Origin of the sequence: Nocardiopsis quinghaiensis (assembly GCF_008638365.1) — a bacterium.
Taxonomy (GTDB): Bacteria; Actinomycetota; Actinomycetes; order Streptosporangiales; family Streptosporangiaceae; genus Nocardiopsis; species Nocardiopsis quinghaiensis.
In genome coordinates this window covers 21,338-33,973 of the sequence record NZ_VWVU01000029.1, presented here as the reverse complement: position 1 = coordinate 33,973, position 12,636 = coordinate 21,338, and the positions used below count along the sequence as shown (strand labels likewise).

The 12,636-nt window shown below is 68.9% G+C and carries 14 protein-coding genes and 1 CRISPR repeat array (1 of these 15 running past the window's edge); of the genes, 7 read left to right on the top strand and 7 right to left on the bottom strand.

The genetic code is table 11. From position 1 onward, the window contains the following. Positions 1-11: 11 nt before the first annotated feature. From FYX01_RS22360 to FYX01_RS22350, 3 genes are all read left to right on the top strand, one after another. Positions 12-446 (top strand): response regulator, encoded by a 435-nt coding sequence (locus FYX01_RS22360; RefSeq protein WP_150244652.1) that lies wholly within the window; start codon positions 12-14, stop codon positions 444-446. Between the two features lie 100 nt (positions 447-546). Then, positions 547-1,074 carry a low molecular weight protein-tyrosine-phosphatase gene (locus FYX01_RS22355; protein ID WP_150244499.1) on the top strand — a complete coding sequence of 176 codons (528 nt, stop codon included), beginning with the start codon at positions 547-549 and terminating at the stop codon, positions 1,072-1,074. Between the two features lie 23 nt (positions 1,075-1,097). Next, a complete protein-coding gene (locus tag FYX01_RS22350; RefSeq protein WP_150244495.1) occupies positions 1,098-2,027 on the top strand; it encodes a fructosamine kinase family protein in 930 nt (309 codons plus the stop codon). 13 nt (positions 2,028-2,040) lie between these two features. Here FYX01_RS22350 and FYX01_RS22345 read toward each other — a convergent pair whose 3' ends face one another. The 3 genes from FYX01_RS22345 to FYX01_RS22335 form a co-directional block, all read right to left on the bottom strand. Beyond that, the gene (locus FYX01_RS22345; RefSeq protein WP_150244492.1) at positions 2,041-3,015 is read right to left on the bottom strand and encodes a carbohydrate ABC transporter permease; all 975 of its coding nucleotides are present in this window, start codon (positions 3,013-3,015) and stop codon (positions 2,041-2,043) included. Beyond that, positions 3,012-3,989, bottom strand: coding sequence for a carbohydrate ABC transporter permease (locus tag FYX01_RS22340; RefSeq protein WP_150244489.1), 978 nt, complete (start codon positions 3,987-3,989; stop codon positions 3,012-3,014). Before FYX01_RS22340 ends, FYX01_RS22345 begins: the two co-directional genes overlap by 4 nt. A gap of 117 nt (positions 3,990-4,106) precedes the next feature. After that, positions 4,107-5,468 (bottom strand): ABC transporter substrate-binding protein, encoded by a 1,362-nt coding sequence (locus FYX01_RS22335; RefSeq protein ID WP_150244486.1) that lies wholly within the window; start codon positions 5,466-5,468, stop codon positions 4,107-4,109. A gap of 457 nt (positions 5,469-5,925) precedes the next feature. Between FYX01_RS22335 and FYX01_RS22330 the strand changes: the two genes are divergently transcribed. Both FYX01_RS22330 and FYX01_RS22325 read left to right on the top strand, forming a co-directional pair. Further along, positions 5,926-7,017, top strand: coding sequence for a Gfo/Idh/MocA family oxidoreductase (locus FYX01_RS22330; RefSeq protein WP_150244482.1), 1,092 nt, complete (start codon positions 5,926-5,928; stop codon positions 7,015-7,017). Positions 7,018-7,158: 141 nt separating this feature from the next. Beyond that, positions 7,159-8,520 carry a four-carbon acid sugar kinase family protein gene (locus tag FYX01_RS22325; RefSeq protein WP_150244479.1) on the top strand — a complete coding sequence of 454 codons (1,362 nt, stop codon included), beginning with the start codon at positions 7,159-7,161 and terminating at the stop codon, positions 8,518-8,520. Positions 8,521-8,653: 133 nt separating this feature from the next. Here the strand turns inward: FYX01_RS22325 and FYX01_RS22320 are convergent, their stop codons facing one another. From FYX01_RS22320 to FYX01_RS22305, 4 genes are all read right to left on the bottom strand, one after another. Then, positions 8,654-8,872, bottom strand: a complete 219-nt coding sequence (locus FYX01_RS22320; RefSeq protein WP_150244474.1) for a hypothetical protein — start codon at positions 8,870-8,872, stop codon at positions 8,654-8,656. Positions 8,873-8,958: 86 nt separating this feature from the next. Next, positions 8,959-9,228, bottom strand: a complete 270-nt coding sequence (locus tag FYX01_RS22315; protein ID WP_073702825.1) for an AbrB/MazE/SpoVT family DNA-binding domain-containing protein — start codon at positions 9,226-9,228, stop codon at positions 8,959-8,961. Between the two features lie 423 nt (positions 9,229-9,651). Further along, the gene (locus FYX01_RS22310) at positions 9,652-9,894 is read right to left on the bottom strand and encodes a DUF397 domain-containing protein (RefSeq protein ID WP_150244648.1); all 243 of its coding nucleotides are present in this window, start codon (positions 9,892-9,894) and stop codon (positions 9,652-9,654) included. A gap of 5 nt (positions 9,895-9,899) precedes the next feature. Further along, entirely contained in the window at positions 9,900-10,751 is an 852-nt protein-coding gene (locus tag FYX01_RS22305; protein ID WP_150244471.1) for a helix-turn-helix domain-containing protein, read from the bottom strand. A gap of 226 nt (positions 10,752-10,977) precedes the next feature. Here FYX01_RS22305 and FYX01_RS22300 point away from each other — a divergent pair, with 226 nt between their 5' ends. Together FYX01_RS22300 and FYX01_RS22295 are read left to right on the top strand one after the other, a co-directional pair. Continuing rightward, a complete protein-coding gene (locus tag FYX01_RS22300) occupies positions 10,978-11,550 on the top strand; it encodes an ATP-binding protein (protein WP_150244468.1) in 573 nt (190 codons plus the stop codon). 105 nt (positions 11,551-11,655) lie between these two features. Beyond that, positions 11,656-12,003 carry a hypothetical protein gene (locus FYX01_RS22295; RefSeq protein ID WP_150244465.1) on the top strand — a complete coding sequence of 116 codons (348 nt, stop codon included), beginning with the start codon at positions 11,656-11,658 and terminating at the stop codon, positions 12,001-12,003. 147 nt (positions 12,004-12,150) lie between these two features. Then, positions 12,151-12,636: direct repeats of the CRISPR family, unit length 29 nt; unit sequence GTGCTCCCCGCGCACGCGGGGATGGTCCC; it runs 885 nt beyond the window's last position.

Genomic DNA, 12,636 nt, shown 5'->3' with positions numbered 1-12,636 from the left:
TGAGCGAGGTCATGTTGGTGCATCCCATCGAGGTGCTGCTGGTCGAGGACGATCCCGGTGACGTCCTGATGACCAAGGAGGCGTTCGAGGAACACAAGTTGGGCAACCGCCTGCACGTGGTCTCCGACGGCGTCGAGGCGCTCCGTTTCCTACGTCGCGAGGGAGAGTTCGCCGACGTCCCCCGGCCCCATCTGATCCTGCTCGACCTCAACCTGCCCCGTAAGGACGGTCGTGAGGTGCTGGAGGAGGTCAAGAACGACGACGACCTCGCGCACATCCCCGTCGTGGTGCTCACCACCTCCGAGGCGGAGGAGGACGTGCTGCGCAGCTACCGCCTGCACGCCAACGCCTACGTGCCCAAACCGGTGGACTTCGAGCAGTTCATACGGGTGGTCCGGCAGATCGACGACTTCTTCGTCAGTGTGGTCCGCCTTCCCAAGAGCTGAACAGGCGTTCACCGTACGGGATCCCCGTCCTGGCGGGTCGTGCGAACGCGCGGGGGGCGGGACCGCGTGGGCGCGTCGGTTTTTCGTTACGGTGAGAGGCATGAGCTTGCCGGAACCGCGTGATCCCGCTGGTCCCTACCGCATCAGTGTGGTGTGCCTGGGCAACATCTGCCGGTCTCCCATGGCCGCGAAGATCCTCACCGCCGACCTCGAACGGGCCGGGCTGAGCGAACTCGTGGAAGTGGACAGCTCCGGCACGGGTGACTGGCACGTGGGCGGCGGCATGGACCCGCGCGCGGCCTCCACCCTGCGCGTGCACGGATACCTGACCGACCACACCGCCCGCCAGTTCGACCCCGCGGACCTCGCCACCCGCGACCTCGTCCTGGCCATGGACCTGGACAACGTCGACGAGGTGCGGCGCGCCGTCGACGAGCACGGCGACGAGTACGGGTTCGACATGTCGCGTCTGCGCCTCTTCCGCTCCTTCGCGCCCGGCGGCGGCCCCAACCCGGAGGTCCCCGACCCCTACTACGGCGGCGACGACGGGTTCACCGCCGTCCTGAACATGGTGGAGGCCGCAGCCAAGGGGCTCACCAGCGAGCTCGTCGTCCGGTTGAGGCGGTAGTGCCGGGGGAGAGGGGATCGATCGTGCGGGCGTTCGGAGGCGGGGACGACGGCGACGGATCCGGGGAGAGACGCCGCAGGGACCCGGTCAGCGGCACCATGGCCGAGCGACTGACCGCCCTGCTCGGCCGCGACGTCGGCCGTGCCGCCCGCGCAGGGAGCAGCCACGACTGGGACATCTCCTACGCCGAGCTCACCGACGGCACCCGACTGTTCGTCAAGGCCCTGCCCCGGGGCGCTCCGCCGAGCGGGGTGCTCACCGCCGAGGCGCGGGGGCTGGAGTGGCTGGGCCGTACCTTCGGGTCACCCGCCATCGACGTCCTGGCCTGGGACGACCGCATCCTCGTCCTGCCGTGGTCGGAGGAGCGCGAACCCACCGCCCAGGCCGCCGAACGGCTCGGACGCCAGCTCGCCGGGATGCACATGACCGGCGCCGACCGCTTCGGCGCCGACTGGCCCGGCTACATCGGACCGCTGCCCATGGACAACACCCCCTCCGACGACTGGCCGCGCTTCTACGCCGAGCAGCGTCTGCGTCCCTACCTGAGCCGGGCCCTGGACCGGGGTGCGCTCACCCCCTCCGACGCCCGTGTGGTGGAGAAGGTCGTCGACTCGGTGGCCGACCTGGCGGGGGACCCCGAGCCGCCCGCACGCGTACACGGGGACCTGTGGAGCGGCAACGTGCTCTGGCGGGAGCAGGACGCGGTGCTGGTCGACCCGGCCGCGCACGGCGGCCACAGGGAGGCCGACCTGGCCATGCTGGCCCTGTTCGGCCTCCCCCACCTGGAACGGGTCCGCGACGCCTACAACGAGGTGGCGCCGCTGGCCTCCGGCTGGCGGTCGCGGGTCGCCCTGCACCAGCTGCACCCGCTGCTGGTGCACGTGTGCCTGTTCGGCGCCGCCTACCGGACCACGGCCCTGGAGGCGGCCCGTACCGCCCTGCGCGGCGGCTGACCTCCTCCCGGGCTCAGCCCTTGACGCTGCCCGCCAGCAGACCGCGCACGAAGTAGCGCTGCAGCAGGAAGAACACGACCAGCGGCACGATCATCGACACGAAGGCCCCCGCGGTGAGCCGGTGCCAGGACTCGCCGCGTGTTCCGGCCATCTCGGCGAGACGGACGGTCAGCGGCGCGGTGGCGCTGTCGCCCCCGGTGAAGATCAGCGCCACCAGCAGGTCGTTCCACACCCACAGGAACTGGAAGATCCCCAGAGACACCAGCGCCGGGGCGATCAGCGGCAGCACGATCCGCGTGAAGACGCGCCCGTGCCCGGCGCCGTCCACCCGGGCCGCCTCGAACAGCGACTTCGGCAGCTGCGAGACGAAGTTGTGCAGCAGGAAGATGCCCAGCGGCAGACCGAAGATCGTGTGCGCCACCCACACGTTGGTGAAGGCCATGGCCCCGGTCAGCTCCCACGCGGGCAGGATCTGCGCCCCACCGACCGACACCCCCTGGGAGAAGAACCGCAGCAGCGGGACCAGCGACATCTGCAGCGGGACGATCTGCAGCGCGAAGATCCCCAGGAAGAGCCAGTCCCGGCCGCGGAAGTCGATCCAGGCCAGCGCGTACGCCGCGAGCGCCCCCACACCCAGCACGAACACCGTGGAGGGAAGCGTGATCACGAGGGAGTTGACGAAGTAGGTGATCAGCTGTCCGTCGCTCCCGCTGCCGAACAGCACGTCCCGGTAGTTGGCCAGGGTCACCTCGGGCGAGGCCAGGAACGTCCACCAGCCGGTGGTGCGGATCTCCTCGGCGGGCCGGAACGAGGAGATGAGCAGCCCCGCGGTCGGCACCGTCCACAGCACGGCGATCACGAGCGCCGCGATGCCGGCCGCCGAACCGCTCAACCGGCGGCGCACCCGTCCGGCCGCGCTCCCTTCCGCTCTGCGGGAGGGCCTACCGGGCGCCTCGGCGACGACGGGGGGCGTCGGAGTGGTCGTCATACCAGTTCCCTTGCCTTGCGGTTGCGGCGGATCTGTACGACCACCAGCGGGATGACCAGGACGAACAGGAACACCGCCAGGGCGGACCCCTGGCCGAGCTGTCCCTGTTGGAAGGCCTGGCTGTACATCTCGTTGGCGATCACGCTGGTCCCGTAGTTGCCCCCGGTCATGGTGCGGACGATGTCGAAGACCTTCAGGGTCTGCACCGTGATGGTGATGAGCACGACCAGCAGCGTCGGCCACACCGAGGGCAGGGTGATCCGGGTGAACAGCTGCCAGGGGCCCGCCCCGTCGATGCGGGCGGCCTCGACCATCTCCGCCGGGATCGCCTTGATCGACGCGGACAGCACGACCATCGCGAAACCGGCCTGTACCCAGATCAGCACCAGGATCAGCAGGAAGGTGTTGAGCGGCTGTTCGAGCAGCCACAGCCGCGGTTCCCCGCCCAGCCAGACCACGATCTGGTTGAACAGCCCGTACTGTTCCTGGTCGGCGGGCCGGTAGGCGAACACGAACCGCCAGATGATGCTGGCGCCGACGAACGAGATCGCCATCGGCATGAACACCAGCGACTTGGCGACCGACTCGAACCGGGAGCGGTCGATGAGGACGGCGTAGAGCAGCCCGATGGCGGTGGCCAGGGCGGGGGCGAACACCACCCACAGCAGGGTGTTGCGCAGGACCAGCAGGATCTCCGGCCGCTGGAACATCCAGACGTAGTTGGCGAGTCCGACGAACTCGTCGCCGGAGCGGTCGTAGAGGGACAGCATGGTCGTGCGCAGCACCGGATAGACGAGCCCGCCGAGCAGGAGGAGCAGGGCCGGTGCGAGGAAGAGGGACGCCTGCCAGCGGTCGCGCCGGGTGCGCGGCACGTCGACCAGGACGAGCATCAGGCCGATGACGCCCAGGAAGGCGGCGATCCCGATGAGCATCCACACGATCTTGGGAAGCTCGTACAGGAACGAATACTCCATGGAGACCCCTTGTCGGTCTGCAGGGGCGACGGGGCCCGGCCGGTCGGGCCGGGCCCCGTGCGGTCAGGGGGGAAGCCGGTCAGGGGATCCGTCGAGGGATCCGGTCGGGGGACCCGCTTAGGGCCAGGCCGACTCGATGGTCTCCAGCACGTCGTCGGTGGAGCTGCCGGTGACCCAGTCGACCATGCCGGTCCAGAAGACGTCGGTCCCCACGGAGGAGGGCATCGAGTCGCTGGCGTCGAAGTGGAAGACGGTGTCGGGCGCGAGCAGGACCTCGGCCGCGAACTGGGACGCGGGGTCCTCGATGACGGAGATGTCCATGTTCTGGTTGGCCGAGACCCAGGCGCCCTGGGAGGCGCGGCTTTCGGCGTACTCCGGGGTGGACAGGTACTCGTGCACCGCCGCCACCTCGGGCCGGTCGGCGAAGGGGACGGCGAACTCGCCGCCGCCCATGACCGGGACCTCGGCGCCGGCCTCCAGCGGGGGCAGCACGAAGCCGTAGACGTCTCCGTCCTCGGCCACCACGACGTCCTCCTCGAACTGCGCCGAGTAGAACGAGCCCATCATGTACATCGCGCAGCCGCCGTCGAGCAGGGGCAGGCCCGCCTCCTGGAAGGAGGTGACGGCGATGCTCTCCACGTCGCCGAAGGTGCCGTTGACGTAGTCGGAATTGCGGACGATGCCGTCGGTCAGGTCGAAGGCGTCGGCGACCTGCGGGTCGTCGAAGGGGATGTCGTGGGAGATCCAGTCGTTGTAGGCGTCGGTGCCCGAGGTGCGCAGCAGCGCGTTCTCGATCCAGTCCGTTCCGGGCCAGCCGGTGGCGTCACCGGACTCGAAGCCGACGCACCAGGGCTTGGTGCCGGAGTCGGCGATCTCGTCGCTGATGGCCACCATGTCGTCCCAGGTCTCGGGGACCTCGTAGCCGTTGTCCGCGAAGAAGGTCGGCGAGTACCACACCATCGACTTCATGTTGGCGCCGTAGGGGGAGCCGTACAGCTCGCCGTCGAAGGTGGCGTAGCCGCGCCAGTCCTCGCCCCAGCCCTCCTCGACGTTGGCCCTGACCCCGTCGGCCACGGGCAGGGCGTGGCCGTCCTCGACGACCCGCTCCAGCAGGCCGGGCTGCGGGACCAGCGCCAGGTCGGGAGCGTTGCCGCCCTCCAGGCGGATGGGCAGCTGCGCCTCGAACTCGCCGCTGCCCTCGTGCTTGATGTCGATGCCGGTGCACGCCTCGAAGTCGGCCCAGGAGCGGTCCATGCGCTCGGCCTCCTCGTCGCGGATGGACGAGTAGACGTCGACCGTGCCCTCGACGTCGCTCCACTGCTCGAAGGGGGCGCAGTCGACGTCGGAGGCGTCGGGGGTGCCGCTTCCGCCTCCCTCCCCGCTGAGGAAGCCGCAGCCCGAGATCGTGAGGAGGACGCTTCCGGCGGTCGCCGCCACCGCCAGGTGTCGGTGACGCACTTTGCGTTCTGGTCGCAGCATGGGGCTTCTCCCTCGTGTCCGGATGGTCGACGGGCACCAGGAGGTGCCGCCGTCGGGTCGGTGTGACCCAGGGCATGCGGAACACGATGGAATCCGCTCCAGGTGAAAATGTCTACAGCTATTGCAATAGCTTTCGTAACGATGGCAAAACGACCTGCTCAGCGTGGCGAAGAACTTTCTCAGGAAGGAAAGGTGCCGGTCCGGGCCTCGGCGCCCCGGACCGGCACGGGCTCGCCGCCCGCCCGGCGCGCTGTCCGGGAGCATCGCGGGTGTGACGTGCGAGGTTCCCTCACCGGATGGTCCCGCCCGTACCGGCACTCTCGACCGCCGACAGCGCCAGTACGGGCGAGACCACCGCGGACGGGCGCGCTGCGCACCGATACCGGGGCCCTCCCGTGTCCCGCCAGCTGGGACGAGCGTTACCGGTCCCCGGGGCCGGTGCCTCTAGATTGGTGGCATGGCTGACGCATCCGACGCACCGAGCACACCCGAGAACGGCGGACCCGAGCTGCACGTGGCACTCATCGGCTATGGCAAGGGAGGCGAGGTCTTCCACGCGCCACTGATCGACGCGGTGCCGGGACTGCGCCTGTCCGCGGTGGTCACGGGCAACCCTGAGCGCCGCCGGGCCGCCGAGGAGCGCTACCCCGGTGTCACCGTGTACCCCAACGTCGCCGAGCTGTGGGCGGACGCCGACCGCTACGAGGTCGCGGTCGTCACCACGCCCAACGACACCCACGCTCCGCTGGCCCAGGCCGCCATGGAGGCGGGCATGGCGGTGGTGGTGGACAAGCCGTTCGCTCTGAACGCCGTGCAGGCGCGGGAGCTCACCGACCTGGCGGGCAAGCTGGACCGGGTGCTCACCGTGTACCAGAACCGACGGTGGGACGCCGACTTCCTCACCCTGTGGAAGCTGATCGAGGAGGGCTCCCTGGGACGGGTGCACCGCTTCGAGTCGCGCTTCGAGCGCTGGCGCCCGCAGGCCAAGGGGACCTGGCGCGAGAAGGGCGGGGTCGAGGCCGGGGCCGGGCTGCTCTACGACCTGGGGCCGCACCTGATCGACCAGGCGATCAACCTGTTCGGCCCGGTCGCCTCCGTCTACGCCGAGATCGACGTCATGCGCGAGGGGGTCAACGCCGACGACGACGTCTTCCTGGCGCTCAACCACGCCCGGGGCACCCGTTCCCACCTGTGGATGAGCGCGCTCACCGCCCAGGGCGGGCCGCGCTTCCGGGTGCTGGGGAACGAGGGGGCGTTCACCGTCCACGGGATGGACGAGCAGGAGGCCAGGCTGGCGGCGGGGGAGCGGGCCGACGCCGCCGACTGGGGCGTGATCCCCGAGGAGGGCTGGGGCGTGCTCGGGGTGGACGGCGACACCCGCCGGGTGCCCAGTGAGCGCGGCGCGTACACCGAGTTCTACGCGGGGGTGCGCGACGCGGTCGGTGAGGGAGAGCCGCTTCCGGTGGACCTGCACGAGGTGATCCACGGGCTGGAGGTCATCGAGGCCGCCCGGCGCAGCGCACGCACGGGCACGGTGGTCAACCTCTGATCTCCGCTGGTCCGGGCCCCTGACGGCTCGGACGCCCCCGGCGCCTCCCCGTGGGCCTATGTTGGGGGGAGGCCCTCCCCCCGGGTTTCGTGCCGGATGCCGCCGAACCCCGACGCCGACGAACGCCGAAGGAGACGTGCCGTGGCTCAGGTCCTCGTGGTCGCAGACGATCTCACCGGTGCCAACGCCACCGGTGCCAGGTTCGCCCGCACCGGGATGCGTGTGGCCACGGTGACCCCCGAGCACGTGAGCCGGGTGGTCGGGGACTACGACGTGGTCGTGGCCAACCTGGACAGCCGCCATGTTTCCGCCGAACAGGCGGCCGACCTCGTCACGGACGTGGTCGAGGCCGTCTGGCCGGTGGGACTGGTGGTCAAGCGCACCGACTCCACGCTGCGCGGCAACATCGGTGCCGAGCTGGAGGCCGTCTACGACGCCGTGCGCGACCGGGTCCCCGCCGGAACGCGGGTGCGGGTGCTGTTCGCCCCGGCCTTCCCCGGGTCGGGACGCACCACCGAGGACGGGACGCAGCTGCTCAACGGGATGCCTCTGGAGCGCACGGAGCTCGCGGTGGACCCGCTGTGCCCGATGACCACCAGCGTCGTCGCCGACATCCTCGCCACCCAGACCGACCTGCCGGTGCGGCACGTGCCCGTCCGCCAGGTGACCCAGACGATGCTCACCGCCGAACTGCTCGCCGGCGACGAGCCGGTCGTGGTGTGCGACGCGAGTACCGAGCAGCACCTGACCGACATCGCCGAGGCCGCGGCGGCCGCGCACCGCACCGACGGAACCGTGTGGGTGGCGGCCGACCCGGGGCCCACGGGGGCGCTGCTGGCCTACGCGCTGCGCCTGCGCGGCCAGGCGGGCTCGCGCGGGCCGCTGCTGGGGGTGGTGGGCAGTGCCACCGAGCTGACCCGGCGGCAGCTGGCCACCGTGGCGCGCACCGGCGCGGTGCGGTTCGTGGACGTGGACGCGGTGGCGCTCACCGACCCGGACAGCGAACACGCGGACGAGGTCGCGGAGGAGTTGTCCGAGCAGCTGACCTCGTCGGAGTTCCCCGAACTGTGCGTGCTGCGGGTGGTGAACACCTCCGACCAGGTGCGCGGTCTGCCCGCCCAGGCCCGGGTGGAGCTGCCGGTCCGGATCGCGCGGCTGGTCGCGGACGTGGTCAACGGGGTGGCCGACACCACGGGGGCCCACGCGCTGCCCAGCGGCCTGTACCTGTGCGGCGGGGACCTGGTGGCGAGCCTGCTGGACGAGTTGGACGTGCACGCCTTCGACGTGGGCGGCGAGGTCGTGCCGCTGGCGGTGCACGGGCACCTCAGCGGAGGGCCCCTGGACGGGACGCCGGTCGTGGCCAAGGGCGGACTGGTGGGGGACGAGATCACCCTGGTCGAGTGCCTGACCAAGCTGCGCAGGGCGGTGCAGACGCGGTTGCACCAGGTGCACTCGGAGGTGTCCGAGCACGTGGTGCCGATGCCGTTGCGCGACACCGTCTGAGCCCGGGAGCAGGAGCCAGGGCGGTAGCGAGATGGTTCTGGCCTGGGGTTTTCCAGTGAACAGCGGGGCCCTGGTGACGGCCACTGCCGTCACCAGGGCCCCGTGGCTGTTCGTGGTGTTGCGACTGCCGCGATCAGGGCGGTCCGGGATTGAAGATGGAGTGGGTGCCCACCCGACGCCAGATCACGTGCGGTTTGCCTGGAAAGCGCTCATCGCCGTACTCCCAGGTGGCACGCCCGTCGGGTGCCCAGGTCATCTCGTAGACCCCTGGTGTGCCTTGCACGCCCTTGACCCGTAGCCCGGGGCGGAACTGCCCTTTCTCCACATCGGGCGCGAACTCGGTGGTGACCACCGCGCGGAAGCGCTCTGCCTGCTGCCGGGGCAGCTTCTTGAAGTCGGCCCTGAAACGGGGGGTGGTGGCGAACGTGGCCAGTGCTCTCAGCGCTCCTCGTCTTCCAGGGCGTCGAACATGGATTCCGCGTCCTCGAACTCCTCGGTCTGGCCTGCGGCGATCTGCTCACTAGCCTCGCGTTCGCCCTGCTGCCAGCCGCGGTCCCAGAACCACGCCTGGTCGGCAGGTACAGAAGTCATGCCCCTGAGCGTGACCTGACCGCTCTCCCCGATGTCGAACTCGACCTCGTCGCCTTCATGGATGTGAAGAGCTTCCGCGACCTCGCGAGGCAAGGTGACCTGGTTCTTGCGACGCATCACCGCGCGTCGACGTCTCGCTTTCGTCTCACTCATGGCGGTGGTGACCTCCTGGTGTTAGTACTCCGGGGCTTCCCTCCTCGAAGTACGACTCTAGGATGACTCCAACAGTTGGATAGTTCAACTTTCCGACTGGAACTTTGCCGTACCCCGGTGATGAGACGCCCCGGCTCAGATCTGGGAAGGCCCAGCTCGTGGGTGCTTCGGCTGCCGGTGTTTGGAAGATCGGGGGCCGGTTCGGGGGGAAGAGAGGATGCCAGCGGGTATCCGGCGTTGGCCGGTCGGGTTTCAGACATGCGGCGGGGCCCTGGTGACGGAAGTGGTCGTCATCAGGGCCCCGCTGTTGTGCGTGGTGTTGCCGATGCCGGTGTTGCCTCGGTGGGGGAGGGGCCGGAGGGGTTCGGGTGGTGGGCGGACGCGGGGTCAGTCGCGCGCGACGGCGAGGAAGGCGTCCCATTCGGCGGCGGGGAAGGGGAGGTGGCCCCTGGCCGGGTTCTTGGAGTCCCGGACGGCCGCGCCGCAGGGCAGGTCGGCGACCTCCACACAGTTCGGCTCCTGGCCGCTGTGGCTGCTCTTGCGGAAGCCCGTGGGGATGTGGGCGACCTCCACACAGTCACCGTTGACGCCGCTGTAACTGCTGGTCCGCCACACCAACTGGTCTGGCACTGCGCTCACTCTTCCATGGTTTTGAGGATGTCCTCGATGGATGTCAGGGATTGTGCTGGGGTCATAGAGCAGGCCTGCGCACCTCCGAACATGTCATTGAACATCCTAATTTGATGATCTTCTTCCAAGTACATGCTAGTAACAGGGGTTTCCAGGTAAGCGATGCTGGCGTCTCGCGGGTCAGCGAAGTCCATGACGACGAAACTGCCTTCCGTTGCCGGGTGGGCCCCAGCAGAGAACGGCAGCACGTAGATGCTGACGTTGTGACGGGTCGCCATGTGAGTCAGATAGCGAAGCTGTTCACGCATGATGTCTACTGACCCGACCGTGCGACGTAGGGCGGCCTCGTCGATGACGGCGAGGTAGGTCGGCGGCTCCACACGGTTCAAGATTCCTTGGCGAGTGACACGAGCAGCTACGCGTTGGGCGATCTCGTCATCATCGCGCACCTGGTTGGCACGAAAGACCGCATCTGCGTATTGCGGAGTCTGGAGCAGCCCAGGGATCACTTGTGCCTGGTAAGCCCGCAATGCGCATGCTTCAGCCTCAAAGTCAGCAAGCATCTGCGGCATGAGGTCCTTGTACTGGGACCACCAGCCCTTCTTCCCTGCGAGCTTCGATAGCTCATGCAGGACCGCACGGGTCTCAGCGTCGACTTCGTAGAGGTCCAGAAGTTTGTCCAAGGTCGCGGCTGGAACTGTCTTGGAATCCGCCTGTTCGATCTTGCTCAGGTTGGATTTGCCCATGCCAGCTTGCTTGGCGGCCTCGAAGAGGGTCATTCCAGACTCGCTGCGAAGTCGCCTGAGCTCTGCGGACAAGCGTCGACGGCGAACACTGGGGCTGTAGGGAGATGCCATGCCTTAAGCCTAACGGAATCTTTTGCTCACTAGTGGTATCCACTTGACAGTAGTGGATTCCACTCACATTATAGAGAGAGTAGTCAGTGATCAGCTTCTCACGCAGAGTCGCTGATGGTCAGACTGCGCCGTGCCCCTTCTCGCTGCGCGGGAAACGCGAAGGTCCCATGCCTGTGGGCACGTCGAACCCCCGTTCAACTCCCATACGCGAAGGAGTCTGTCCGCCATGCTTGCACTCGCCCCCGAGTCTCCGGTGCCATCGCTGCCCGAGGTGACCATGTCCCTCTCCGAGCTGGTTCCGCCCCGGTGTCGCCACTACTTCACCGGCCGTGTCGACCGAGCCCACTACCGCGTCCGTCGCTACGACTTCGTCGGCTCGGCCCAGTACATGCCGCTGGTGCGCGCGTTCCTGGACACCTGCGCCGCCGAACGCGACGACGACTACCGCTACCTGTTCACCCTGCTCGGATCCGAGTTGGCCAACAACGCTCTGCGGCACTCACGCTCGGGTCAGCCCTTCGGGGTCTACACCCTCACCTGCCAGCGCACCCGCTTCGGGCTCCGCCTCGCCTGCCGCGACCAGGGAGCGCGCGACAGCAGGCCGCTCGCCCTCGACCAGCGCTCCCACCTGCGGCCCTCGCCAGGCGGGCTGGACCTGGCCGCCGAGTCCGGACGCGGGCTGGCCATGATCGATGCCTTCGCCACCTCCTGGGGCGACAACGGCATCCCCGACTACCGCCAGGTCTGGTTCTTCCTGGCCTACGACCTGACCAACAGCCTCTGGAACACCCAGCCCTAAACATCACGCTGCTGCACGCAAAAGGGCCCAGGAAAGCGCGCCAACGCTCCCCGGGCCCCAAACAATCCCGAAATCCACACTGCGACATGTAAGAAAGCAGGATCAGTGACGCATCCTATCCCCGCCCCGCGACCCTCCAGTGACCCGCTGTACCGACCGCTCCCGCCGCTGCCCCGACGCCGCCCCCTGGTGGGCCCGTTCTGCCCGGCGTGCGAGCACCCCTCCTGCCGCCGGCGCCGCGCGGCACGCCTGCCCCGCCTGGGCGGCCAGCGCTCCGAGTTCGCCCGCGAACACACCCGCGCCGCCGCTCTCCAGCGGCACAACCCGCACCTGATCATCTGGTTCGGTGAGCAGACACTGTCCTACTGGGTGGCTTCATCTGCTGGTCTGACCGAGGCCCGGGAATCGGGCGACCTGTTGCTTCTCCTGAATCCGGCGCCCACCTACGCCTGACGGGTGCCGGCAGGGGTATGGCCAAGCCCCTGCCGGTACGCTGCTGCCATGGTTTTCCGAGGGTCACAGGTGCTGCCTGATTTGTCTGTTTTTCGAGAAGTTGGAAAAACGGCCGCTTGCCGCTGGTAAGTTTCCAGGTCAGTGACTGTGCTCCCCGCGCACGCGGGGATGGTCCCACCAGGTCCAGGTCTGCCCCGGCGGCGACGAGGTGCTCCCCGCGCACGCGGGGATGGTCCCTTCACCAGCGTGAAGGTGTCGGCCGCAGCCACGTGCTCCCCGCGCACGCGGGGATGGTCCCGACTTTTAGACCATGTGGACTACACACCCTGTGTGCTCCCCGCGCACGCGGGGATGGTCCCGCTGGGGAGGTCTGCCGGGACCCTGTCAGGTTGTGCTCCCCGCGCACGCGGGGATGGTCCCAGTCCCGCGTGCGTCGAGTACCACATCGCGCGGTGCTCCCCGCGCACGCGGGGATGGTCCCCCGAAGGTGATGGATGCCCAGCTTGGTCACCTGTGCTCCCCGCGCACGCGGGGATGGTCCCGATCCGCGCATACACCGACACCGCCAAGCTGTGTGCTCCCCGCGCACGCGGGGATGGTCCCTGGGAGGCGGAGACGGGCAGGACGCGGGTC